Source organism: Paenibacillus sp. FSL F4-0087, from assembly GCF_038020215.1.
In the GTDB taxonomy this organism is placed as follows: domain Bacteria; phylum Bacillota; class Bacilli; order Paenibacillales; family Paenibacillaceae; genus Paenibacillus; species Paenibacillus taichungensis.
Window position 1 is genome coordinate 1,413,600 of sequence record NZ_JBBODJ010000001.1, and the last position, 24,600, is coordinate 1,438,199.

At 47.9% G+C, this 24,600-nt stretch carries 26 protein-coding genes; 5 read left to right on the plus strand and 21 right to left on the minus strand.

What is annotated here, in order from left to right; all coding sequences use genetic code 11:
• Positions 1-57: 57 nt before the first annotated feature.
• From MHB84_RS06830 to MHB84_RS06895, 14 genes are all read right to left on the minus strand, one after another.
• Positions 58-1,197 (minus strand): baseplate J/gp47 family protein, encoded by a 1,140-nt coding sequence (locus MHB84_RS06830; protein ID WP_076291460.1) that lies wholly within the window; start codon positions 1,195-1,197, stop codon positions 58-60.
• Positions 1,198-1,201: 4 nt separating this feature from the next.
• The gene (locus MHB84_RS06835) at positions 1,202-1,657 is read right to left on the minus strand and encodes a DUF2634 domain-containing protein (RefSeq protein WP_076291459.1); all 456 of its coding nucleotides are present in this window, start codon (positions 1,655-1,657) and stop codon (positions 1,202-1,204) included.
• Complete coding sequence (locus tag MHB84_RS06840; RefSeq protein WP_076291458.1) at positions 1,650-2,060, minus strand: hypothetical protein; 411 nt, start codon at positions 2,058-2,060, stop codon at positions 1,650-1,652. Before MHB84_RS06840 ends, MHB84_RS06835 begins: the two co-directional genes overlap by 8 nt.
• Positions 2,053-3,039: an XkdQ/YqbQ family protein gene (locus tag MHB84_RS06845; RefSeq protein ID WP_076291457.1), complete on the minus strand. Its 987-nt coding sequence runs from the start codon at positions 3,037-3,039 to the stop codon at positions 2,053-2,055. Before MHB84_RS06845 ends, MHB84_RS06840 begins: the two co-directional genes overlap by 8 nt.
• The gene (locus MHB84_RS06850; RefSeq protein WP_076291569.1) at positions 3,036-3,665 is read right to left on the minus strand and encodes a LysM peptidoglycan-binding domain-containing protein; all 630 of its coding nucleotides are present in this window, start codon (positions 3,663-3,665) and stop codon (positions 3,036-3,038) included. The genes MHB84_RS06845 and MHB84_RS06850 overlap by 4 nt, the downstream gene beginning before the upstream one ends.
• Positions 3,666-3,719: 54 nt before the next feature.
• Positions 3,720-5,486, minus strand: coding sequence for a hypothetical protein (locus tag MHB84_RS06855; protein ID WP_076291456.1), 1,767 nt, complete (start codon positions 5,484-5,486; stop codon positions 3,720-3,722).
• A 25-nt stretch (positions 5,487-5,511) separates the two neighbouring features.
• Complete coding sequence (locus MHB84_RS06860; RefSeq protein ID WP_162842432.1) at positions 5,512-5,655, minus strand: hypothetical protein; 144 nt, start codon at positions 5,653-5,655, stop codon at positions 5,512-5,514.
• A gap of 14 nt (positions 5,656-5,669) precedes the next feature.
• On the minus strand, positions 5,670-6,104 hold the full coding sequence (locus MHB84_RS06865) for a phage tail assembly chaperone (RefSeq protein WP_053783415.1): 435 nt from the start codon (positions 6,102-6,104) through the stop codon (positions 5,670-5,672).
• Positions 6,105-6,199: 95 nt separating this feature from the next.
• Positions 6,200-7,441, minus strand: a complete 1,242-nt coding sequence (locus tag MHB84_RS06870; RefSeq protein WP_076291455.1) for a right-handed parallel beta-helix repeat-containing protein — start codon at positions 7,439-7,441, stop codon at positions 6,200-6,202.
• Between the two features lie 158 nt (positions 7,442-7,599).
• Positions 7,600-8,007: a phage tail tube protein gene (locus MHB84_RS06875; RefSeq protein ID WP_076291454.1), complete on the minus strand. Its 408-nt coding sequence runs from the start codon at positions 8,005-8,007 to the stop codon at positions 7,600-7,602.
• Between the two features lie 94 nt (positions 8,008-8,101).
• Positions 8,102-9,565 (minus strand): phage tail sheath family protein, encoded by a 1,464-nt coding sequence (locus tag MHB84_RS06880; protein ID WP_076291453.1) that lies wholly within the window; start codon positions 9,563-9,565, stop codon positions 8,102-8,104.
• On the minus strand, positions 9,565-9,765 hold the full coding sequence (locus tag MHB84_RS06885) for a hypothetical protein (protein ID WP_083679086.1): 201 nt from the start codon (positions 9,763-9,765) through the stop codon (positions 9,565-9,567). Before MHB84_RS06885 ends, MHB84_RS06880 begins: the two co-directional genes overlap by 1 nt.
• A 180-nt stretch (positions 9,766-9,945) precedes the next feature.
• Positions 9,946-10,845, minus strand: a complete 900-nt coding sequence (locus MHB84_RS06890) for a hypothetical protein (RefSeq protein WP_341143016.1) — start codon at positions 10,843-10,845, stop codon at positions 9,946-9,948.
• 383 nt (positions 10,846-11,228) lie between these two features.
• Entirely contained in the window at positions 11,229-13,082 is a 1,854-nt protein-coding gene (locus tag MHB84_RS06895) for a DUF4127 family protein (protein ID WP_076291451.1), read from the minus strand.
• Positions 13,083-13,473: 391 nt separating this feature from the next.
• Here MHB84_RS06895 and MHB84_RS06900 point away from each other — a divergent pair, with 391 nt between their 5' ends.
• Together MHB84_RS06900 and MHB84_RS06905 are read left to right on the plus strand one after the other, a co-directional pair.
• Positions 13,474-13,614: a hypothetical protein gene (locus MHB84_RS06900; RefSeq protein ID WP_310852156.1), complete on the plus strand. Its 141-nt coding sequence runs from the start codon at positions 13,474-13,476 to the stop codon at positions 13,612-13,614.
• Positions 13,615-13,662: 48 nt separating this feature from the next.
• A complete protein-coding gene (locus MHB84_RS06905; protein WP_076291450.1) occupies positions 13,663-14,145 on the plus strand; it encodes a hypothetical protein in 483 nt (160 codons plus the stop codon).
• 55 nt (positions 14,146-14,200) lie between these two features.
• Here the strand turns inward: MHB84_RS06905 and MHB84_RS06910 are convergent, their stop codons facing one another.
• The 7 genes from MHB84_RS06910 to MHB84_RS06940 form a co-directional block, all read right to left on the minus strand.
• On the minus strand, positions 14,201-15,151 hold the full coding sequence (locus MHB84_RS06910; protein ID WP_445322100.1) for a hypothetical protein: 951 nt from the start codon (positions 15,149-15,151) through the stop codon (positions 14,201-14,203).
• A 147-nt stretch (positions 15,152-15,298) separates the two neighbouring features.
• Positions 15,299-15,934: a VOC family protein gene (locus MHB84_RS06915; RefSeq protein ID WP_076291449.1), complete on the minus strand. Its 636-nt coding sequence runs from the start codon at positions 15,932-15,934 to the stop codon at positions 15,299-15,301.
• Positions 15,931-16,401, minus strand: coding sequence for a VOC family protein (locus MHB84_RS06920; protein WP_076291448.1), 471 nt, complete (start codon positions 16,399-16,401; stop codon positions 15,931-15,933). Before MHB84_RS06920 ends, MHB84_RS06915 begins: the two co-directional genes overlap by 4 nt.
• Before the next feature lie 18 nt (positions 16,402-16,419).
• On the minus strand, positions 16,420-16,995 hold the full coding sequence (locus MHB84_RS06925) for an NADPH-dependent FMN reductase (protein WP_076291447.1): 576 nt from the start codon (positions 16,993-16,995) through the stop codon (positions 16,420-16,422).
• Positions 16,996-17,176: 181 nt separating this feature from the next.
• Complete coding sequence (locus tag MHB84_RS06930) at positions 17,177-17,899, minus strand: response regulator (RefSeq protein WP_076291446.1); 723 nt, start codon at positions 17,897-17,899, stop codon at positions 17,177-17,179.
• An 18-nt stretch (positions 17,900-17,917) separates the two neighbouring features.
• Positions 17,918-19,588 (minus strand): GAF domain-containing sensor histidine kinase, encoded by a 1,671-nt coding sequence (locus tag MHB84_RS06935; RefSeq protein ID WP_076291445.1) that lies wholly within the window; start codon positions 19,586-19,588, stop codon positions 17,918-17,920.
• A gap of 95 nt (positions 19,589-19,683) precedes the next feature.
• Complete coding sequence (locus MHB84_RS06940; RefSeq protein ID WP_064640192.1) at positions 19,684-20,166, minus strand: ArpU family phage packaging/lysis transcriptional regulator; 483 nt, start codon at positions 20,164-20,166, stop codon at positions 19,684-19,686.
• A 977-nt stretch (positions 20,167-21,143) separates the two neighbouring features.
• Here MHB84_RS06940 and MHB84_RS06945 point away from each other — a divergent pair.
• From MHB84_RS06945 to MHB84_RS06955, 3 genes are all read left to right on the plus strand, one after another.
• Positions 21,144-21,590: a helix-turn-helix domain-containing protein gene (locus MHB84_RS06945; protein ID WP_076291444.1), complete on the plus strand. Its 447-nt coding sequence runs from the start codon at positions 21,144-21,146 to the stop codon at positions 21,588-21,590.
• A 42-nt stretch (positions 21,591-21,632) separates the two neighbouring features.
• A complete protein-coding gene (locus MHB84_RS06950; RefSeq protein WP_062323893.1) occupies positions 21,633-22,040 on the plus strand; it encodes an ImmA/IrrE family metallo-endopeptidase in 408 nt (135 codons plus the stop codon).
• A gap of 191 nt (positions 22,041-22,231) precedes the next feature.
• Positions 22,232-24,031 carry a 5'-nucleotidase C-terminal domain-containing protein gene (locus MHB84_RS06955; protein WP_076291443.1) on the plus strand — a complete coding sequence of 600 codons (1,800 nt, stop codon included), beginning with the start codon at positions 22,232-22,234 and terminating at the stop codon, positions 24,029-24,031.
• The last annotated feature ends 569 nt before the right edge of the window (positions 24,032-24,600 follow it).

Below are 24,600 nucleotides of genomic sequence, written 5' to 3' on the forward strand. Positions count from 1 at the left end.
TTCCGGAAAGCTTCCTCATCTTCCTTCCGCACGTTACACCTCATCATCTGCCTAACACTACTCATGCACATCCACCGTCCCCAGCACCGCCACCTGACTCGCTTTCATCTCAATATTCTGGTCGCTTACACCGTTCACGGTCAGCTCCGAATAGTCGATAATCGGCGGAATGTCGAGTAGGATCGCTGCAATTCGGGTATAGCGCACAAGTGGATCGGCAAAAGCCAACTGCTTCAAATACGCAGTCACCCCGCGCTCAATCAATGCCCGCACATCAGCGAGTGTCGCATCACTTGCCAGCGTCAGCTTCACCTGAATGTTCATCGGCACTTCCTCTGCCGGCATGACAGTCACCACGGGGCCAGCTGGTGCAACGCCTTCACCCTCTCCATCCTGCGTTGGGTCCACGTACTTCTGCACAGCCGCCACCAGATCGCTTCCCGCCGCACGTTTGTCCGTATCCAGCAAATACAGTCCCACCGTGCCTGGCCCCTGCCATAACGGAATCACCCGCGTTGCACCAACACCTGGCACTTCACTGGCCCATTGCACATATTGCGATTTGTTGCCGCTTGTCCCTTGATTACGGACTTTGGCATAAAAGCGTTCCAGCAGCGCCGTATCTGCCTCGATATCCGCACCGCCCTTAATCACCTCAACATTAGTTACAGAGGTAACGCCACTCACTGGTGTAGACAGCACGGTCACGGTGCCCGCAGGCACATTGCTTTCTTTTCCGGCAACAAGCGCTCGCACGCCAACACTCCCCAGACCATCTTCTCCCAGCTCCACACGACCAACGGTTTCATATTCGAGTGAAGCCTCACCGGAGATTTCATCTGCCAAAGTAGCCACAACCGTCCCCACAGGAATCACCTTGCCCGGCCTACCCACGAATTGAACCGTACCTTGTGCGACTACCGCAGCCCGTCTCGTAAGACCATGCTCTCCCGCCCGCAGATCCAGCTCTTCCGAACGAAAATTCGGATCACTGCTCGCCGCAGTACTCGCAAAGCCGCGCCGCAGCAGTTCCTGCGCCCAGAGCGCCGCCTCAGACAGCATAAACGCAACCGGAGCCTCCGCATCCCACAGGAACGAACCTTCCGACTTATCCAGATCCGCGGGCAGACGATCCAGCATACGCTGCATAATCTGTTCCTCCGTCTGGTCCTCCAAATAACGCGGAATCTCAGCCATCCCGTCAGATCACCACACTTTCCAAAATAAACATCTCTTCCTGTACACTCGCCACACGACACGAGAACATGCACTGCTCCCGATTCCAATCGAACGTAAACTGGTCTACCGAATCCGTGCGTGGATCAGCGAGCAGTGTCTCTGTAACCATCCGGGTTATCTCACTTTCGATCACTCCCCGGCTGTCCCCCTGACCAACTAACTCCTCCAGCTCCGAACCATAGTTTCGGGAGTAGATCACATGTCTGTACCTTGGCGTTTTTACCGCCTTGATGCACCATTGCACCCAAGCTTCATTCCCACTCGCCGCAGCGACTTTGCCACTTGGGGTCAGCACAAAATCCCCCGCATCGTAATCGAATCGCCAGCTCCGTCCAAACCTCACCTCTTCCGAAGCCGCCCCCGACAGATCTTCCTCATCTCCCCATACCAAACCCGTTTCCGGGAACAAACTAGGCATGCGCACTCACCACCTTACACAGCACCACAATGTCGTTACCGCCATTCACCCGCATCGCCAGCACACGGTCTCCAGCTTTCAATCCTTTACCAAGAGACCACACCGCTTCTTCCACTTCCTCTTTTTGCAAAAGAAACCTTCCCGTTCCCGTCGTTCCGCCGTTTGCCACGTCAGGTATACCGGAAATCGCGCCAGCAGCCTCGCGCTCCGGCAGTCCAAGCGTGCCCGGCAGCTCGGCCACGAGATAGTCCTGCACTTCGTGCTTGAAATCATCCAGCTTCACGCCGGACGAGGTCATCGTACCCAGCACCGCGCCCATGCCACTCACAGCCTGACGGGTTTGTGTGCTCATCGCACCGCGCATGACCTCGGCAAAATGCCCGTACGGATCTTCTTTATTCAAGATAAACCCTCCTTTTCACCATATCGACCGTGCCCAGCTCCAACGTCATTGTTCCAGGCCCAGCGGACAGATCACGGCTAACCGACATGACAATCAGTTTTAACCCTTTGAGTAGCACCGCGTCCCCAGCACGAATCGTATTCACATCTGGTGCAGATACGGTAAAGGTCTCCTGAATGCCCGTCAGACGGCTTTTCGCCAGCTTCTTGGCGGCCGTCGCCGTTTTCACCTGATCGTCCTCGATCAGCTTTTGCAGTGTGCCCAGTTCGGCTACACCATCCTGCTCAATCGCGAGCACTTTGGAAGGAACCTCTTTGCCACTGCTGGACTCTGAGGCAGCCATCACTTTAACTTTCGTAACCGCGCCTTCGAGCGTACGCATCTGAGTCAGATCGATCAGCCGATCCAGCTCGTGCACCTTCGCATTACTGCCTACCTTGAACAACTGCAACCCACCCGGCGTCATCCGCGGATGATACATATCACCACCGGACTTCACCGTTTCCTTCAGATCGGCAAACATCATCGAAAAAATCGTCTGCGACCGATATACCGCTTTGCTCAGCTTCGTTTTGGTATCCGGCAGCGCGGTGTAGGGAATTTTCCATTCCTTAGCGTACGTTTTCAGTCGTTGCGTGGCAGTCTGGTCTTTCGGCAGAAGGAACTCATCCTCTGATTTTTCCAGATAAATCATCCGGTCGTAGACGGTCAGGGACAGTCGCTTGGTACCGCTGTTGGAGCTTTCCACTTCCCAGATGACCGCAGGATGCAGCAAGTGAACCATTGATTTTTCACCAAAAGGAATCCCGCTGATCCGCACCGCCATACCCGGTGAGATCGCAGGCAGACCCGAAGAAGCAGACACCGTCAACCGGATGTTGGCCTGATACGCAATCTGGTCGAGCGAGTCCTTCAGCGTAATCGTCTCCACCAATTTGGTGATGTCATATTTGTCGTCCACAATGACCTTGTAGGTCATGGCATCACCAGCTTTTGTCCGGGCTTGATCCGGTTCGGATCACTGCCGATGGTCTTCACATTGAGCTTATAAATCTCGTTCCATTTGGAACTGCTGCCCATCTCAAGCTTTGCTATTTTGGACAGGGAATCGCCAGATTTGACGGTGTAGGTCTTGCTGCTCGTTTTCAGATCAGTACGGGAACCAGACTTGCTCGCAGATGTAGCAGCGCCAACCTTCTCCACTTTGGAATCCCGCCACGTTCGCAGCGTAATGTCAAAGTAAATATCCCCGCTCTCACCGCCCCGAAAGGTCGTATTGTGCGAGATCAGATACACCGGCACGTTCACCCCCGTGTTGGTAATGATGAAGCGCAGCGGCTTTTTCGATACAAGAAACGTATTTAGCATATTCATCGCTACACGCGGATCAGGCAAAGGCTCGTACATGCAATAGGACGCATCATATTCTTTTGGAAAAAAAGAAGAGAAGGTGATCTCCTTCACCTTCTCTCCCTGAGCAAAATCAAACTCGCCATACTCCAGCATATTAATCGTTTCGTATCCCTTGGATCGGGAGATCGTCAGTTCTTCCGGTTTCACCGGAAATTGAAACTTCGTTTTCCCATCGATCAGGGTAAATTCCATTTTGATACCTTCCACGTTATCTTCAAATACAGTCATGACAGGCCTCCTTTCTGCTTAGGCCATAATGGTTTTGCGATTCTCCATCGCACGGCGCACTTCGCCTGCAAATCTCATTCCAACCTGATGTGAGATGGCATCGTAGTCGATGGCGTTCTCCCGGACAGTCACCTGCACAGCTCCTTGTGGTACGTTTACGGAGATCTGATTGGTCGTCTCGGTTTTAAAATCCTTCAGGTAACCGGACAGACTGCTCATCTGGTCTTCGGATATTTGTACCGTCATCGTGGACGATCTGCCATTGGCATTTCCAGCAGTTTGCGCTCCGTTACCTAGACCCATGGCTTGGGACTGCATCACGCTTGTTCCCATAAAACCAGCAGATGTAGACTGGCCGACCTTATTGTTCATATATGCTGCTGGACCCGTCATTGTCAGTGCCGGTGGAATATAGGCAGGTGGCATCTGCGGACCTGTTGCTACTTGCGACGTTGAAGCCACCGTTGCTGCGGATAAGGTCTTGTCCTCCTTCTTCGAGCCAAAACCGAAGAAACTGGATATGCCATCGGTGATGTTTTTCGTTTTCTCAGAGATGTAATCCGCTGCACCCGACAATGCGTTACCCACACCCTCGGTAGCGTTGGACATAAATTTTCCAATATCCTTGGATTTGTCCCCAATCCAGCCGCCTGCTGCACTGCCAGCCCAACCGCCGATTGCGCCGCCTATATACGTGCCAATGACAGGTGAAATGACGCTACCGATTGCACTACCAATCGCCGCTCCTGCTGTGCCCCCAATCATGGAACCAACCGCTCGGCCCCTCTCTTCCGGCGGTGCGCTTGCGATGTTGGCCACATCAGCGAGCATGCTGATTGGACGAACCAGTTTTCCAGCACCTTTGGCAAGGCCGCCGCCCAATTTACCCAACATGCCATCTCCCGAGAAGAGATTGGACATCGCCATGGGTGAACTAGACATCAAGCCTGATACCAAATTTGACTTTTTACCGCCACCAATTCTTCGGTTTCTGTCCATTTTTTTAGCTTCCTGAAAGGCACGCTCAGATGTGTCTGTATCAATTTGGGACATACTCGGCGTTGGTGCAGGAGTTGGTGTAGCTGCTCTGGAAGCAAACCTTCCTCCCCCTCGTCCACCAGATACTTTCCGGACAGGCGGTTTGCTTGATGTGTCACTACCTGTTCTTGAACTGTTTCGAGTTTGATTCTTGCCTATCTTACCTTCCGCCACTTCTGTACTCTTACTGGGATTAGAAGCCTTATCCTTTTTAGACTTTCTACCGAACGTTTTTTTTGCTTTTTCACCAATATCTGTAATATTGTTTACAAAGTCCGTAAATTCATAAAGGTGTTCATACCACTTTTTATCCTCTTCTTTAGCTGCATTATTAATCGTTGTATTATGACTCCCAATCACAACTGACATAGAAGGCCCACTCGCCGGGTTCATTTTCCCCATCGCCACTTCAACCTTCTGCCGAACCTCCACTGACACAGTCCCCGAAGCCTTAACTACCTGGTTCCTGAAGCTGTTCAGTTTCAGTAGTGCACGGTCAAGTGCCGGACTAAGTTGGTCATCCAATCCAATCTTAGGTGTAATCCGCAACCTACTCAATCGCACAGCCGTGCTATAAATGCTCTCCAGCCTGCGCCCGGTTGTTCTCAGCTCATTGTTCACCTTGATCAGACTCTGATATCGAACCCTGCCCAGACGTTCGGTAGAACGCTGGATCTGATCCAGATACCGGATCGTCGTTCGCATTTCCGCGTTTGATTTGGACAAGCCCACAATCATTTCTGCCATTTCTTTCACCCCCTGTCCGATCTAATCATCGATTCATTTGCGAGGTGATCGCTGCCATTTCCTCTTCCGAGAAAGCAATCAACAGCGAGCGCTCCCCGCGTGGTAAAGACCAGAATTCTCCGGGCCGTAGATGATGACGAACCCACATGTGATATAAGAACGTAGTCATCCCGCCGGAGTGAATCAGTTTTTTAGGTCTTCAATCTCCACACCGAAGCCGGAAAGCTCAAGTACCTTGTCGCCAACGGCATCCAGCTCACCCGCGAGTAACATGCGGCGAACCGCTTGTTCCCCACCGGACAGCTTCATGCGACCCGTGATGCGGTTGTCTCCCCAACCGGACAGTTCGAGTCCGCGTACATTCATTTTCACCGTAGCTTCGGAAATCAGCAGCGCGTTAAACGTTTCGGTATCCACCTTTTCCTCGGTGCGGCCTTTGACTGTTTTTCGAATCGTACAGCGTTCGCGAATCTGATCCACTTTGGAGGACGTCAATCCACGCAGGGTCAGCAACAGATCCAAACGTTGAATGCGTACATTCTCTTCCGGCAAACGTTCTGCTGCTTCAAACAACTGATCCAAAATTTGTTCTTCAGACATATTCTCATTCATACTCATTGGTTGTGATCTCCTTCTTAGCTACATAGTTTCAATTTAAAATAAAAGCAGCCCTGGCTAGGGCTGCTCAATAATAATTCTACAAACACACATCATTATTCAAGAATAATCTGATTATTGGAATAAGTAATCGTACCAAAAGTTCCAGGGGACGGAATCTTTTTGATTACTTCTTGTTCTCCTTTAATCGTATTTCCATTCATCAATTTCCTTGCCGGACCAGTAATCGTATTATTTTGAATTGTAATATTATTCATTACATCCGAAGATAACTTCGTTTGCATCGTGATCGCTGGTAAATAGGAAGATTTGGATGCGGTTGTCATATCCCAATCATGAATTGTATTGTTATTGATCACAATATTGTTACGGCTGAAAAATAATTTGATCGCTTCTAAATATGAGTAATGAATAGAGTTTCCTTCAATTACCGAGTTAGTCTGAGGAAACAATCCCTCTTTCGAAGGCGTCGTGAAATGAGGATAATAACCAGAATATTTCATCGTATTGTTGAATGCGTGAAAGTTCCCTTCAATGAAGTTCTCTCCGCAATATTCAATAGTGCAGTTGGAAATTTTAACGTCAGCGGCAGTCCCCTGCGGATTACGAACAAAAATCCCATTTGTAGCATCACCTTGTAGGGTCTGGTTTAACTCCCCTGTTCTTCTGATTTCACATTCCGTAATCTCCATGTTACGCACAGAATCTGCTGCCGAGCCCGAATCGGAACCATACGTTTGAATTCCACGATAAGCAGTATCCTCAATGATACAATTGGTGATCTTGATATCACTTGAACTTCGTACCGTAATGGCGGATTGCCCCCAAATATCATGCATTTCACAATTCTCGATAAATACTGTAGCAGCATTTTGAACATAAACGGCATTACCCTGAACAACAATATTGGTAATGTTTCTACCTATATTTTCGAAATTGCAGTCTGTGATACTAACATTTTGATGACTTTCGTTCTCAAAATAAATAGCCGTTTCCATGATATTTTCAAAGTCACAATGATGAACACTTACATTCATAATATTATGCAGATGAATGGCCCGAACTTGCTTTTCACTCCTAAACTTAAGATCGTTGAGATTGATATTGGAGCCTTCAATTTGCAAAGGAGCTTCAAGCATTAAAATTGCTTCATTCCCATAAATATTCTTCGGCTTAGTAATCTTAAGTGTGTATTTAAGCAGATATGTGCCCGAAGGAATCATTACATTTATCTCGTTACTTTGCATCAGCTTATCAAATGCCTTGGTCCAGTCCCATTGGGAAACAGGCAAACTTTTATCAGGTACCAAACTTTCAAAATCTTTAATGGATAACATATCAATCGTCTCCTCAGTAATAAAGATTTATATTCCCATGATGTAGTATGCACTGTTGAGAAAAAGGTTTTTTTTCGGGCCTATAACACAGAAACTAGATATCACATGAAAATAAATGTTTCTACTACGATGTTTGCAGAAGCTGGCTCTGATAAATTTTAGTTCGCTACAATCGGGTTCAACAATTCAAATCCTTCAAATGTAAAACTTGTTTCCTCCGGCACTTCCTCGCCCGCTGTCCAGTTGGCAAGTTGGATTTTATCCACCATGCAGCCTTTCAGCAAGACACTCTCATGTCCGTAGGATTCAGGGTCGTCCAGCTTCGAGATAATCTGGAACTTGGTGAAGCCGCGCTGGATCATATCCGAAGTGACTTTGTAACCCGTCATCGTACCTGTTCCTTTTTTCGCCCCATTCTTGTGCACTTTCCAATCGTTGCCGACCAGATTCAGCTCACGCTTCTCAATTTCAACGCTGGCCTCCAGCTTATTAATATTCGTCTGCCACACACCATCGATATGCAGCTGACCATGGGTACCGAGAATGACTCTTGACGCATCCAACATGACAATTCCTCCTTGAGATTAGAAAATATCGTATATACCATCCGTTCAACGAACAGTAGTTTCTTTTAAAACACCATTCTCTTCTACACAAACCTTATTGCACGTAAAACGTTCCAAACAACTGCTCCATTACATCCGTCAGCTTCACATTCCATTGCAGGAATACCTGATCCGCCTCTGGCTTGAGAATGGGTGCAGCACCATAATACGCCGGGTCAAGAACGACATCGTACCCCTCAGCTTCAATGACATTGCTCTGTGCGAGCAGCGCCAAATAGGCTTTCATCGCACCGATTAGCGCCTGACGGCCCTCTTCCGTATTGTTCACTTTGCCGATATACGTATCTTCAGCAGAGCGCTGCAAATCCGTATTAATTGCATCCATCACACGAATGGAACGGATTTTTTTCCAGGCATTATTCTGTCCTGCAGCAGGGGTCACGAGTGTATTTACTCCGCGAAGCGCCTTCACCTGACGTCCATCATGGAAGAAAATAAATACGCCATTCTGTACCGCCTGCTCCTGTTCTGCACGAGTCCAGCGACGCGTCACGTCATCGAACGGAGAAGGTGCGTATGTGGTGGATTCATTCAGACGTTGTCCGGCAATCAGACCCGCGACATAAGCAGACGTTTCCGCCGAGCTGTAGAATGCATCTCCCAAGCGCACACCCGTACCAACATTGATTACACCCTCATGATTCAATGTGAGTGAACGTGCCGCCGCCTTCTGTGCTGCAGTCGCAGAGGTATCGTCTGCCGTAGTACCACCGAATACAGCCATCACGGGTTTACCCTCATTGCGCACACGTTTCACCCAAGCTGCAAAGCTCGCCAGCAAAGGTGCATCCGCCGCATGATCCAGTGCCAAAACGTCAAATTGCTCACCTTCCAGCGCGCCCTGCACGGCGATATACTCCGCATTGGTCAGTCCATCGTTGCCACTTGCACCACCTTTGAACGCCGCTCCCGCAACGGTTGCAACAACACCTGTACCCTCGCCAATCGCCTGCGCGTTAATCCAAATGTTGCTTTCATCCGCGTTGATCTCTTTCGCCAGCGACGCTGCCGAAATATCCGCAGTCAGCAGTGCATACAGCATCCGGTTGCCTTCAAACAAGCGCACTTCATGCTTCGTATTATCAATTACACCCGGTTGAATGGTGACATAGAACCCGTTACCTCGGTCACCCGGATACTTGGCGTCCAGTTGCAGAACGGCTGCATCACTGCTGTCTTTCAGCGTAAGCGTAGCTGCTTTCGCCGATTCTCCGGCTACCCGATAAGCGAGCAGCTTTTTCGGTCCTCCTAGCAGAGCGAGCTTCAAGGATGTATAGGCCGTCCCGTTATCCAGGGCATGCGCCGAGAAAATACGCTCAATTGCAGCTTCACTGCCGACTTCTACAAAAGTGCCCACCGGACCCCAGTTGGCCTTGATCGGCACAACAACCGTTCCGCGATTACCAGCCTGAATGGCCGAAGACGCCGCCGCCTGAAAATTCATATATAAGCCCGGAAGTACCGGACGATTCGTTTGCTCCCAAGTTCCGCCTGCCATTATCCCTTCACCTTCGCTTTCATAAATTGGTTGATGCGTTCCTTCGCTTCCTCAATGGAAAACGTCTCTTGCGCTGCTTCGTACAGCGCACCATACAGCACCTCTGCCTTAACGGCAAAGAGGGCTTCGGCATGATTCATCAGTTCGGCCCGCGTGTATTGCGGGGCAGCCTGTTTATTTTTTTTCACGGAGCTTGCCATGACCATCTCACCTCATTGTTTGACTACTGAATTCGTTGAACCTGATCTTTGCACCATAATTTTGACCTATGAATTTTTGTCCCTTTGAACCTACGAAACTATGAACCTATGAATTGAAGCTAAAGTATGATATTGAATTTCTCATCTGGAACCCCATCTAGAGTCCCTCTCGACTAGCGCTTACTCTATCCCTTTGCTATGGTGAATCTCACGGATTAATGGCACATCCGTACCCGGACGGCGAATACGCTGCTGCAACGTCAGACGAATCTGCCCGTTCAAATAGGCGTCTGCCTGCAAGTCGGCAGAAACTTCATCCACCGTCACAAATCGCGTACCGTCTGTATCCGTCAAAGCAATCCGGGTCTGCACAGCCAGTTGCTCAACCAGATGTGTGACCGTTTGATGGACATCTCCCACATTCGCAGCCAGCACATGCCCAATCCATTGCTTACGAATCTCCAGCGCAGAAGTCCCTGCGGTGGTTGTGCTGCATCCCGTCAATCGCCACAGTATGGACTTGGCCTTATAACCTCCAGGCCAGGCATCCCCATATACGGACCACTCCTGTCCGAGCTGAGTTCGTGTCCAGCCCTGAAGTGCAGCCATCCACAAATCTGTGGTTTCAGCCTGAGCGTATTCCAGCATTTCTGGAACATACACCCCAAACCGCAGGCTGCGCGTAACCAGTCCAGAACTGGCATCCACACGATCACCATCCGAAGAACCCAGATAAATACAGGTAAATGCCCCGCCCTCTTCATCCTCCAGCCTGACCTGATGTAGTCCTTCCATCAGCGCTGCTGACCAAGTCTCTACTTGTTCAGCACCTCCATCTTCGGGGCGTGCGTATGGAGAGATTTTGATGATCCTCCTATACCCCGCCCAAGCAGACTTCGGTACTTCTTCTGCAAAAGCAATCACGGCACAAGGTCCGGCTAACACCTCTCCCGGTGCAGGGATGTCCTTTACTCGGCCATTCCATGCCGGAACAAGAGCCTCCAGCTTCTGCTTCAGCGTTCGTCTGATGACGTTACTCACTTGCCCTGTGCTGTCCGTGTTGTTTAAGTCACTACTCATAGACACATTTATTTCGCCCCCTTCAGCTGCAAGTTTCGATCTGCCCGCATTGTGCAGCGACAATGTGGCAGCAACGAACTCCCCCCTTTAACCGATCTGCTAATGGAAAAAGGAAATCATCGTCAGTACGTCTCTGTGCTAACGGTTCTCCACCGGCGCCAAAGCTGGACACCATTCACCGCAACAAAAAAGACCGGCCCCTTGTGGCCGATCTGTACATTAGCGTATGTGCTTTCGGTGTGTGTCCTTGCTATTGATCCGATAATACAATCTTACACCCTTTCATCCCTAGCGCGGATGGTGATTCGTACGACTTAGGTGCAATTAAGGGTGCATCCGGGGTGGAAAAAAGACGACTCAGCGTGGCTCATGCCATTAACACCCTATTTCAGCGTAACCTTCGGATTCAACGTGATCTCAAACGCACGTCCCCAAATGAAATCGGGATTCGCATATTCCAGCAGTGCACTGCAATACTCCGCATAAGCTGCTTCGCCATTACAAATTTGCTTTATCGCTACGTTCCCTTGAGCAAAGGCGGTTTTGTTCGCCAGTGCCGTGGTGTGGGTCTGCATCAGATCCCTGAGTAAAGTCTGCAAATGAGCATAATCTTCTTCTGAGTTAAACAACACCATATTCTGATCCGCTAGAGTTACCACATTGGTATAGAGCGAATGCGCTCTGGAATACGTGCGGATATCTGCAATTGCTACTGCTTTATAGTAGTAATCTTTCAGGAAACGTTTGAACAACAATGACCCCTGTGCATTCATGGCATCTCGCAACGCGTGGGCATGTGTTTCTGTTGTAATCAAAGCATAACGGGATTGTCCCATACCAACAGCCATACCGATTTTGTTCCCCGGCGTATTCCATGCACTGTAACCCAGAACCCGACCCGTATACGGACTGTTCAGGAGTGCTTCGGCTACATCGACGTTGGCCGGACCTTTTCCTACAAAATCAATCAACACCGAAGGAAGCCCCTTCTCACTATTACTCGTCAATTGCGCCACTGCCGCCTGCACCTGATCCAGCGCTGTGATGGCAATAATCTCAATGTGCACCGGTTTTTTACCCGGTTTGCCTGGATGACGGTTCGTCATGCGATCCAACTCAGACGCCATATCAAACGAAGAAGCTTCATTCACAGATGTAGCATTCGTTAATTCATTTCCATTTTCCACATCGGAAGTTGTATCCGTTACCACATCAGATTCTGGATAAGCGGAATCCGCTACAACCACACCACCAACAATATCCACATGACGCACCACATTCTCGTGCACATTCATATATTCGTAGGTATTGATAATCGTGGAACCATGAGGGCCAAAATACTTCACTGCATAACGCGTCTTCGTCCCACCGCGCAGCAATTGGTTAGCCATACGTGCCACCAGAGCGTGACCCAGGCCATCCGCATCTGGAAGGATAATCGCCCGATCGGGATTTTGTCCATCCGTCCCACCGAGCCATTCATTGACTCGTGCTTCCACATAATTGATCTCGTTAATCTGAACGCCTTGCGTATTGGCATCGTCGACGCCTACGGCGAGGAAATCAATATATCCTTTGCGAGCAAGCTTATCCAGAATGTACAGATTCGTTTTGAATTTATGTTGTCTGGTGTTGTAGTACTGCTCTTTATTAAAATACGTCGTTTCCCCATATTCCGTAGACTCTGGAGAAAGGTTGTACCCGTTCACAATATCCTCGAATGCCGTAAAAGACTGGCGCGGCTGCTGCATCAGTGCACGTGATTCGTTGTAGGCATCCAATGCGAGACCATCTGCAAATGAGGTGGTGGCGAGTCGCATAATGGTATCCATCACAAACACCGGTTTGCGTGGATATTTTCCTTTAATCGCTTTGATCACATCGAGCAAACGGGTTGTGTCCTGATCATAATCAGGATATGTGCCCCCTCCATCTTCACGAAGCTGACGACTGCCAATCAGACCACCATAAGCCAGCATATCCGAAGAGATGATGAATCCATCCACTTTGGCGGCATTTTTCAAAATGAAATCATGAATGTTGGACGGTTTACCGTACGTAGGCGTAGACGTTCCAAGCAATGTGGTGCCTTCTACCGTTTTTTCGGAATCCAGACGATTTTGAATGTCACCCAGGTGCGGTGTAATGATATGGATACCGGCTGCTTTTCCTTGTACAACGACGTCATCCAGATTCGCTGGACGATCATCCAGTGGAACATACAATACTGTTTTCATATCCTAAAACCTCCTGTTAGATAAGTTGAACTAGAGATGTTACACCTTGTCACTGCGATTGCAGTACCATCTTTCGATCGCTCTTATCCCCAGATTTTTTTGATCCCTTAGTTCAAGGGTAAAATCCGGTGCTAAAGGCGAGAGTATGCTTACGAAGTAGCTTTCTTGCAGAAAGCTTTTAACTTCGCTTCTTCAGATTGGTTCTGCACTCTCCGTTTTGGTGTAAAAATTAAATTCAACTTATAATGATATATTCAGTCTTTCTTTAGTACCCGATCAGAGCAAGTGTGCAATCACCGCATAAAAAAACCGGCCCCTGGCCGGTCTGTACATTAGCGTATGTGCTTATCGGGATATGTCTCTTGCTACTGATCCGATAATACAATCTTACATGTTTAAATCGGTCGCGCTGACGGTTATCCGTATGGATTACGTCTATTTGTTGTTGCCATCATGGCGATTAAATGTCGGTTTCTTGCAGAGACTTCTGCCGGACAACCCAACAAATCCATTCCTGATGCTGTTTATATGATATAAGTGGCCTTTCTAACCCTATTTACCATAAAGGATGGATACGATCATGAATAAAAAGCTCTGGTTCTATCTGTGGATCGCTGTTACCAGTTATATGGCTGGCCCCGTTATGTATGCCCTGACAATGTACACCTTTTATCAGGAAACAGATGTTGTAACTTCATCACTCATTGGATGGACCGCTGCAACATTCTCATCCGTTGGTATCCTGTTTATCCTGGTCACAGTCATTCTGCTTCGAGTGCTCCACATCTATTATTTCTGGCTACAAACCCTGCTATTTGAGTTGCTTTACCTTGTGCTCGTCTATATGACCACTGTTCTTCTTGGGGCTGGCAACACAGGTCTGCCCTCGCTGTCCTTTCCATTTACGCCCGAAGGCATTCCCTTGTGGGTGTTCTGGGGCAGTATTGCGCTTATGAGTTCCTGGGGAATATGGTCAGCGCGTCAGCCCATACGAAAATCACCATTCATGCTGATATCCAGAGTCATTATAATCCTGTTTATCCTTGAAATTTGGCTCCTTTAAAAAGATAAAAAGAAACACAGCCTTCTCAGGCTGTGCTCTCTTAAAAGTATTTTGCTCACGCGATAATATAGCGGAAGTTTTCCCAGCTTTCCGGAACCGAATTTCCGTATGTGGCATGATGGTAGAAGCTGAATGGAAATTTGAACACATGACCTCCATGCCAATCGCGGGAACGTCTGTCGGTGAGCCAGTATTCCAGTTCATGTGGGAGTGCAACAGAGCGTTCTGCACGAATCAATGGCAGACGGTCAACTGGAGATTGCAACGTTGGCATCTCCTGTTCAACATCCACATCCCGGCTCAGTCGCAGCGCCTTGACCATCCTGAGAAAAGGCGGAATGCCTTTATGGAACAAAGCAGGATAATCCAGTTCAAATAATATATTAAGCGCGTGCCCGTAGGTTAGCATGTGGCCGATCAGATCATGATGTGCTTCTGCCTGATAGATGGTACGAAATGCGCCAAGCTCATCCAGAATCAGCCGGGACAATTGTTCCGGTCGTTCTATATCAGGGAATCCGTCTGCCTCACTTAACTTCAAGCTGCGAATTTCTTTCACAGTTGTGTTTACCCAGGATCTACCTGGAATGGTTCGTTCAAAAGAATCAATAAGTTCAACCATCTGATTCATGTCATGTTCTGTGCCCCAACCATCCAGTTCACGAATGGCTTTCAGACTAAGGGCACCATAGATGGCCTGATGACCAACCCAGTGCAGCTCACCGATGGTTCGATCCAGCGCTGCTGTAATACGCGCTTCGGCCTCTTCCCTTGGCAAAACCTCTCCATTCCGGGAGCTCAAGCCATCGTTCAACCCGTGCTGGCGAAGCATGGCTTTCGCTTCAGCCGTAACACTGCCCGCCGCAAGAGCAGTGAGACGATTTTCACGCACCCAAAAATAAGCCGCAATAGCTCCCGCCCCATAATGGGCGTGCCACAAATCTCCTGTACGCTCCCGACTGGACACAATAACAGCCAGCCCTTCTTCCAACAAACGTCGATCCAACATGCCACCACCCTTCATCGATGCGAATCCTGATACACACACGACCAGCAACAGTTTTTTAGCAAAACACTCTTTTTAAAGCGTTTACTTCTATAAGATGATTCAAATGGTGCACATATGACCGTTTTACCTGCTGTTCTGCGCATTTTAGCCGATTCGAAGTCTCCCAACATCACGAATGGACACTTCCAGTGGATATATGTTTGCTTTTTGATCGGAAAAGAACCAGGTTCGCTCCTTCTTCACCACAATAAACAGACCGTTCACATCCCCAACAGGGGCAAATGTATCGCTAATCGTTCTCCATCGTTTCAATCCCATCTGCTCAAGTTCATCTACCGCAGAAAGCACATCTTCCGTGACAAGTCCCACCTCACACACCTGCAGCAGATCCTTCTCCGAAAAAGGGCGATCACTCTCGTTATGAACGGTATGATGAGCAATCAGCTCCAGAATGTTACCGACAGGATCTTCGAAATAGAGCGAATTCGAGTTCCAATTGGTTGAATAGGTCTCATCCTCACCTTCATGCCTGCTTAGACGGATACGTGCCGCTGCCCATGCTTTGGCCTCCTGAAAACGATTCGCTGGAATCATCCAGGCGAAGTGGTAAAACGGATTCTGATCCGCTTCACTTCGCATGAATATCATCTTCGTTAAACCAATCTGTAGCGTAAAGGAATGCTCGGACTCTTCAGCCATGTTCAACCCCAGAGTGTTGATATAAAAGTGCTTGATGTCTTCCAATCGTGCTGTATATAATTTGACCTCATCAAAAATCATGCTGTGTCCTCCTTCACCCGACCGTGCATCTTCTCCCACTCACTCCATGGCACCATGCCGAGTTCCGGCTTCGCTTCATCCGGGAGCATCGATATGAATTCCAGGGAATGACCATCCGGATCGGTAAAATACACGGACACAGCTGGCATCCATCCAAATACATACAACTCGCCAATATCATCATCCAAGAAGTTATGCGTCTTGATTCCTTTATCCTCCAGGTAAGTGACAGCTTGCTTCATGTCCTCCAACGATACCTGAAAAGCAAAATGCTGTCGCTGCACCTCGGAAGGGTCCTTTTGCCACAGTCCGAGCATCGCGTTGCCTTCACCGCCAATCCAGTAAAAGGAGTTCCCACGTTCCTTCTGCCCATAAGCATGCTGCAATCCAATGATCTGTTCATAAAAATGATGGGATCTCTCCAGATCCGTTACGTTCAGATGAGTCTCAAATATGCCTTTAATCATGATGAAAACCTCTTTCTCTTAACTCCCGGACGGCTTCCGTACTGCAGTTAACGTCTCGGCAAGGTGCAAAAATGAACCAATCACGCGTTTGATCCGATCCTCAATGTCCTGACTGCCTTCAAATTCTTCGTATCCGTCAAACGTTGCTTCAAATCTTCTGCGCTGTGCACCACCAATGGAAATCCACTCCTGCGCGTTAATACCGTGCAAATTACGAATAATTGCCTGCAGCTGCAAAAGCGAACTTACGCCCACCGCACCTCCTGCTGAGCTGATGGACAATACCGGTTTACCACTGAAATGAGCCTGGCTCAGGTGATCCAATGCATTTTTGAGCACACCGCTGATGCTACCGTGATACTCTGGCGTAGACAAAATAATAGCATCTGCTGCAAGCATACGTGTGTTCAGGTCAGACAGATTCTGATCTTCATTCTGTTTTTCATCCGGTGCATAGAATGGGAGCGGTGTCTGATATAAGTCGAACAAGCTGGCTTCATGCCCCTGACCGCTGATTACCTCCACGGCATATTCCCCTAAACGTGTACTGGTTGCATTTTTCCGATTACTGCCTGCCAAAATGATAATATTCATCTATGTCACTCTCCTTCGATTTTATAAAAACATTCTTTCTCTTCGATTCAACTTTCTCTACTCTCATCTTACCTTGCTTCTACCTCGGAATCGTCAGCAGATAGACTTAACTTGCAGCACAAAAAAACTCAACCTTTGGGTTGAGTTTCTACGACTTTAGTCTGAGAATATTGAAGCTGGATCAGACGACCCAACCATTTCTTACGGCATGAAGCGCAGCTTGCGTGCGGTCTGCCAGTCCCAATTTGTCCAAAAGATGACTGACATGGGTTTTCACCGTTTTCTCGGTAATGATTAGTTTGATGGCGATCTCTTTATTACTCAATCCTTGTGCGATCAGCCCCAGAACCTCTCGTTCCCGACGGGTGAGCATGTCCGGGCCATGAGAAGTTTCTTTTCCCAGCCCAACCCGCTCCTGCTCCGGAAGCCGAGTAGACGTATGCGGATTTGCATGCACATGCGCTTCATTCATCGACAGTTCAGATGAAGCCAGCACATGCATTAATTGTCCTGCTGCTGCAGGATGAAGCTCAACCTGACCTGCATGCACATTACGGATAGCAACGGCAAGATCCTCTGGCTCAATATCTTTCAGCAAATATCCCTTCACCCCAGCGCGTACGGCTGGTACCACATGATCCTGATCCGAGAAGGACGTAAGTACGATGATACGGATTCCAGGCAAGATCGCACGAAGCCTTCTCGCCGTCTCAATCCCATCAAGCACTGGCATATGCAGATCCATTAATACCACATCCGGGTGCAGCTGTTCCGCTTGTTCCAGTGCTTCCTGTCCGTTCGAGGCTTCTCCGACGACTTCCATATCTGGCTGTGTGGACAAAAAAACGTGCAACCCACGCCTCACCATTGCATGATCGTCCGCGAGTAAAATCGTAATCGGCATGTCTTCTTCCCCCTGATTTTATACAGATTCGGACGGAAGTGGAATGACGACCGTTACCGATGTTCCCTTACGGGATGAACTCACAAGTTCAAGTCTGCCGCCCAGCGATTGGGCCCGTTCTCTCATGATGGACAGACCAAGTGAACTGACAGGCAAGGCCTCACGCCTTTTGGCTCCACCTTTCCCACGATCTGTAACGATTAAGACCGCTTCCTGATCGCTTAGCTGGAGGGATATTTCAGCGGAAGGGACTCCCGCATGTTTACGTACATTATTGAGCGCTTCCTGTCCAATACGCCATAAGCCTTCCTCGGTACTTTGAGGCAAGGAGCGCATACCCGTCCGATGTACAACGACCTGCAATCCCTGTCCTGTACCATATTCCTGCAAGGCACTGAGCAGTCCAGACTCCAACCCCGCCGGACGAAGTTGCATAATCAAGGCACGCATTTCCTTCAATGCTTCCTGTGACAAGGAACGTATATCCTTCATCGCTTCCGCAGCCGGATGCAGCTGTTGTGATCCGGATAACATGCTCTCCGCCCCTTTGGCTGTCAGGGACAGGGAGAACAAAATTTGGTTCACCGAATCATGCAAATCTCGAGCCAGTCGGTTTCGTTCCTCCAGTCGGGTTAATTCCCGGCGTTTGTATACCAGTCTCAGACTCTCCCACGAGGCTGTAATATGTTCAGCGAGTGCATCGAAAACCTCACGATCTGCCTGAAGGAAGTCATTGGCCGAACCCAATCCAACCACCAGTACTGCCGTTTCGCCAGGAGAACTTAATGGGATGGGTGCAGCCAAGCCCGAAGCCAAAACGGACATAGGAAGTCGGGTATTACAAATGGCAGAAATATCTCGAATTTCTGTTGCCGACAATACCATAGCCCGATGAGAATCAATCACACGATGCATACGAGTCTCCACCTCTGGAGAGAGCCCAGATAGTGTCATCAGTTCGGACTTGCCATGAGCATGAGCGGCCTGTACCATAAAGCTTCCATTCTTCTGGGATAACAGTGCGGCAAATGGCCAGTCATAATGATGTCCAAGCAGCTTTACAACCGTCTTGGCCATATCGTCTCCACTGTTGCAATCATTGACCGTCACGCCCAGCGATCGGCTGAACTCCCCCAGCCTGACATACAGATCCGCTCGCCTTTGCTCTGCGCTATATAATCGCATCCGCTCCATTGCACTACCTAGCTGATAAGCTACAGCCTGCAAAAGCGCCAGCTCACTATCACTAAAATGCTCTTTTCCTGGTGCCGCAACATTCAGCAGTCCCAGCATCTTCTCCCCCGAGCGGAGCGGAACCGTTGCATGATGGGTGATGTCACGGGTATCTCCCCATTGATGATCGACGGCATCCTCCAGGCGTTTGCAATTAATGATATTGACGGCATTATCCAATCTCCCGTCCCGGAAGCGATTCACGCACCAGCAAGACCCACAGCGCATCGGCTCCTTATCATGATGCAGCAGAGCAGGAGGCAGACTGTAATCAGCAATACAGGAGTACTCTCCCTGATTATTGATCAGGAACACCCAGCCCGTAGTCAATCCCGTCAGTTCCAACAATTTACCGAGTACCGTATCCAGCATCAGATTCAGGTCGTTGGATGTGTTGAGGGTTTCCGCGATCGTCTTCAGTGTGTACATCTCCTGCATTCCGGCTTGTTCCGTCATGCGGATTCCTCTCCTTTGACTGATCCTTAGTGTTGTTTTCAATTATTGTATACAATCAGCGAAGGATATAAAAGGATGAACTTCTAGCTTCACCTCTAGCCCAGCTTCTGTCGCTCTTTACGAGATGCAGATAAAGGCTCCATATTAATGAGACCCCGATCTGACAGAGCCAGCGCCATTTTATAGAAAGCACGTGTCCGAATCTTCGTATACGTATCTTTGCTGACAGGCGGGTCAAACACATGGTTATACACTTTATAGTCAAATACATCGTCATCCTTCAGATAACGTTCTCTGACAAGTACACGTTCCTTCTCGCTCAGTCGAGATACCACAAAATCAATCGTATCGCAGTACGCCTGACGTGCTCGCTGCACATCCACATTATAGATTGCCGTTCTGGCAGTGGAATCTCCGGTCACATTCGTTGCACCATGGAAACGCTCAGCGTAACTCGCCGTCACCATCACCTCTCGTTCTTCAAAAGCAATTGTTTTATAAATCCGGTATTTTTCCAGCGCGGCTTCAACAGCAGTCTGTGTTTTGCGTCGGTCCAATTCGGGCAGCATCAGTTCCATATTCATTCTCCTCCTTTAACATTCGTTATAGAATGAAAGTCTATTAGCTTCGCATGTTCCACTCTGATGACAGAAAAATCTTACGATCGCTGTTATCCCCAGATTTTTTTGATTATATTTTCTAATGTAAAAATCCGTTGATAAATGCGAACGCTACGCTTCTCCAGCTTTTTCTGTCCTCTTCGTATGCGTAACTTAAAGTTCATTCTATAAAAGTTAAACTCGCATTCATCTCATCTTTGGTATTTTGTATTATTCGGTTCCAGTCGCTTACGGGTACAATAGATAGACGAATAGAAGCTTTTCGATCTACCTATTGCTGATTTGAATCGCTCTCTGGATGAATACAAAATACTCCTTTTATTAGAGTTATCCAGTTCTCTGAAATAGTAACGGCATTATTCAACTTTTTTCTGTTGCCTTTTGGAATCAATTAAAGTCAGCTATGAAGCAAGAATAATCATTTTCCTCATCATCCAACTTGTCTCAACTTTACATTTTGTTCGTATTTTGTTCGTATTTCTATTTGAGGATACCACTTTCTGGGGATCGGCGTAAACCTTCATTTTGGGTCGTTTTAACTATAAAATAAAACCCGCGCTCTCATTTCCTTTACCTTTTGGCATAATTGTTTCATATCCCTTTACCTAATGGTATATATACGATATAGTACAGATAATTAAAGATCCTCGTATAAGTCATTTGATTTTTACAAAGAAGATACTTCACTTTGGACGATGGGCTAGAAGTATGCTCACGCGCATACGCAGTGAAGGAGACGGAATCGATTCTGAAGAAGCGAAGCGTTCGCCTTTATCCCCGGATTTCTCCCTTTTAGAAAGGGAAACAGGAAATCTGGGGATAACAGCGATCAAAAGAACGATCCGAATCCGGAACGGGCATAAAACGCACACCTCCCCCATCCAACTGTCTTCTTTATAATTCAAGCACTTGTACGAATCAAAGGAGTGGCATGAATTGTGGAGCACGCTTTTGGTCCTTATCTGAAACAACTGCGCGAGCAACAGGGATACAGCATCAATCAGCTCGCCGAAGCAGCAGGAATCAGCAACTCGCAAATTTCACGCATTGAGAATGGGGTTCGCGGAGTTCCCAAGCCCGCTACCATCCGCAAAATCTCCGATGCACTCTCGGTTCCCTACGCGGATATGATGAAACAGGCCGGATATCTGGAAAACGGAAATACAGAAAGTCAGCTCCATGACGCTCCAGAATGGGCAACTTACAAGGACCGTCGAGACTTCAAAAAGATGCTCGAGGACGAGGATGATCTGATGTTTGACGGCATCCCTCTGGATAATGAGGATAAGAAACGAATCAAGGATGTCCTGACAGGTCTGTTCTGGGAAGCCAAACAGATGAACAAACGCAAAAAAACGAACGATCCGGACGAGCGCCCATGAAGCATTTCAAGCTGAACAAACTAAAGCAGCAGGTGAGATGATATGGATGACATTGTAACAAAGCTGATTCGAAAACACCGGACCAACTGCCCTTTCAGCATTGCCAGAGCCATTGGAATACAGATCCGGTTCACCAATCTGGGCAAGTCTACCAAAGGACTGTATTTCCGAAAGCTCCGTCGCAGATTTATCGTCATTCACAATGATTTACCGCCGGAATGGCAGCGTTTCGTGTGTGCCCATGAACTTGGACATGACCGATTGCACAAAGGCATAAACCGCTTCTTTCTGGAGGAACACTCCTATTTTGCCCCAGGCAAGCTGGAAAGACAGGCCAATCGTTTTGCCATACAACTTCTAACTTCAGGGGTGATGCCAGAGCCGGATGAATCACTGGAGAAATTTTGTTTGCGTACTGGACTGCCACGTGAAGTGCAGCATTTTTTTTAGTCTTTTCAAGAACATACGTTCCTTCGAAATGAAATTCTCTCTTAATCTTCCACTTTGAAAATCAGATGTCACTTTCAGGTTACCTATTTTTACGTGAATAGCGAGATTTCCTAATAGTAGTCTGGTAAAATACAACATGAGTTGTGTAAACGCTCACGTAGATTATTATTTTGGGGAGGTTACTGATTTATATGAAAATCTGGAAGACTTATGTTTCACTTATGCTAACGCTCTGTTTGCTGTTTGGCAGTGTAGGCATTGCCGCTGCTGCAACGGATACCACTCCGGGCACAGGTAAGCACATTACTATTCTACATACGAATGACACGCACGCACGCGCAGTTGAGTCCTCACCTGCGATGGGTTTCGCCAAAGTTGCTGGAATTGCGGACAAATACCGTAGCGAAAACCCAAATACCCTTCTGCTGGATGCCGGAGATGCAGTGCATGGTACAACCTTTGCTACACTCGTTAACGGTGAGAGCATTGTCAAAGTAATGAACGAAATTGGTTATCAGGCGATTGTACCGGGTAACCACGAATTCAACTACGGTTCCGAGCGCCTCATCGAACTTGCGGATATGATGAACTTCCCCATGCTCAGTGCCAATGTGAAAAAGAAAGACGGAACTCGTCTCTTCGAGCCTTATCTCATTAAAGAAGTAGACGGCGTGAAGATCGGTATCATTGCACTGACTACACCGGAAACGATGTACAAAACAAATCCGAAAAATGTGGAAGGTCTTGATATTACAGACCCAACTGCGGAAGCCAAAGTTCTTGTGAACGAAATTCGCAGCAAAGTAGATGTTGTTGTTGTATTGGGACACCTTGGACAAGACGCGTCCAGCACCGATACTAGCTTCAAAGTTGTAAAAGAAGTGCCAGGCATTGATGTATTCATCGACGGTCATAGCCATACGGTTCTGCAAGATGGACTTGTATCCGATAACGGAACATTGATCGCCAGCGCTGGAGAATATACAAACTTTGTAGGCGTGATCGACCTGTGGGTTGACGGCGGCAAACTAACGAAAAAACAAGCTACACTGATTGATGAAACGGAAGCAAAAGACATCAAACCAAATGAGAAAGTTGCCACATTGGTGAACTCCATTCAGAAAGAACAAGAACCCATTCTGAAAGAAGAAGTAGCCAATACAGCGATTCTGCTGGACGGCAAACGTGAACAAGTACGCGCAGGTGAAACGAACCTGGGTGACCTGCTGGCAGATGCCATCCGTGACGTCAGCAAAGCCGATATCGCACTCACCAACGGTGGCGGTATTCGTTCTTCTATTGAAAAAGGTATCGTGACTAAAGGTGATATCATTACTGTCCTTCCTTTTGGTAATCAGGTTGTAACGCTTGAAGTAACAGGCTCCGATGTAATCGCAGCCCTTGAAAACGGTGTAGGATCTTATCCAGAACCAAGTGGCGGATTCCCACAAGTATCCGGAATGACATTCAGCATTGATTCTTCCGCTGCAAAAGGCAGCCGTGTACACTCCGTCATGATCGGAGATAAAGCCCTTGATCCAAAAGCAACGTACACCATGGCTACGAATGATTTCACTGCTGTTGGCGGTGATGAGTACACGATGTTTGCAAAATACACAACGTCCGGCATGTACGGTGCTATGGATGAAGCGTTGATCGAATACATGCAAAAACTGGGCGCTGTAGATATCAAAACAGATGGTCGAATTAAGGAAGCAAAAGCTCCTGCGGTTGAACCGGAAGCTCCAGTAACGGAAACACCAGCTCCAACTACACCGAAACCAGAGACACCAAAACCAGAAACACCGTCGAAACCGACGCCAAGCAAACCAGCTCCAGCCAAAGTGCATGTTGTAAAATCCGGAGATTCCTTGTATTCCATCTCCAAACAATACGGTACCACTTGGCAAGCTCTGCAAAAGCTGAATAAGATCAAAAATCCACACTGGATTTATCCAGGTCAGCAATTGAAACTGCCTGCAGCCTCTTAAGTTCTGAGAAGAGCAGATATTTGCACAATAAGATTCAAAAAAAAGGGTGTCCCTCAAGCCATAACCGGCTGATGGACACCCTTTTCTATTTTACTTATTACATCACTCCGTAGTTAACCTACCGAGTTGTACACTCTATGTTTTCATGAATATAGCTTTGCTGCAAAAATAAATCCCCAAAGCCACTTTAAGAAATCTCTTCATCCCATGCCCTCTACCATGGACTATAGAAGAAATATCCCAAATTGCCACTCTCATGCGGTTATTTCACATTCAAAACGCTATATTTCTCGTTCCATGATTTGCGTATTTGCACATGCATAGATTCCTGACATGGTACGCTTGAAGCTCTTATGGACAAACCGACTGTATACAGAATACAGTTTTTCAAATTCTAGTTATTTGGTATGACAATACGCAAATAGTGTTGCATTCTTACATGACTATAGCCCTCTTTTTAATGCTTTAATCCGTTACATAACCACAAACAACTCTTACCGCATAATATCCGGACCTATTATACATCGTTCTATTATATAGAGGCACGTAGCACGGTTTCATAAGGATAT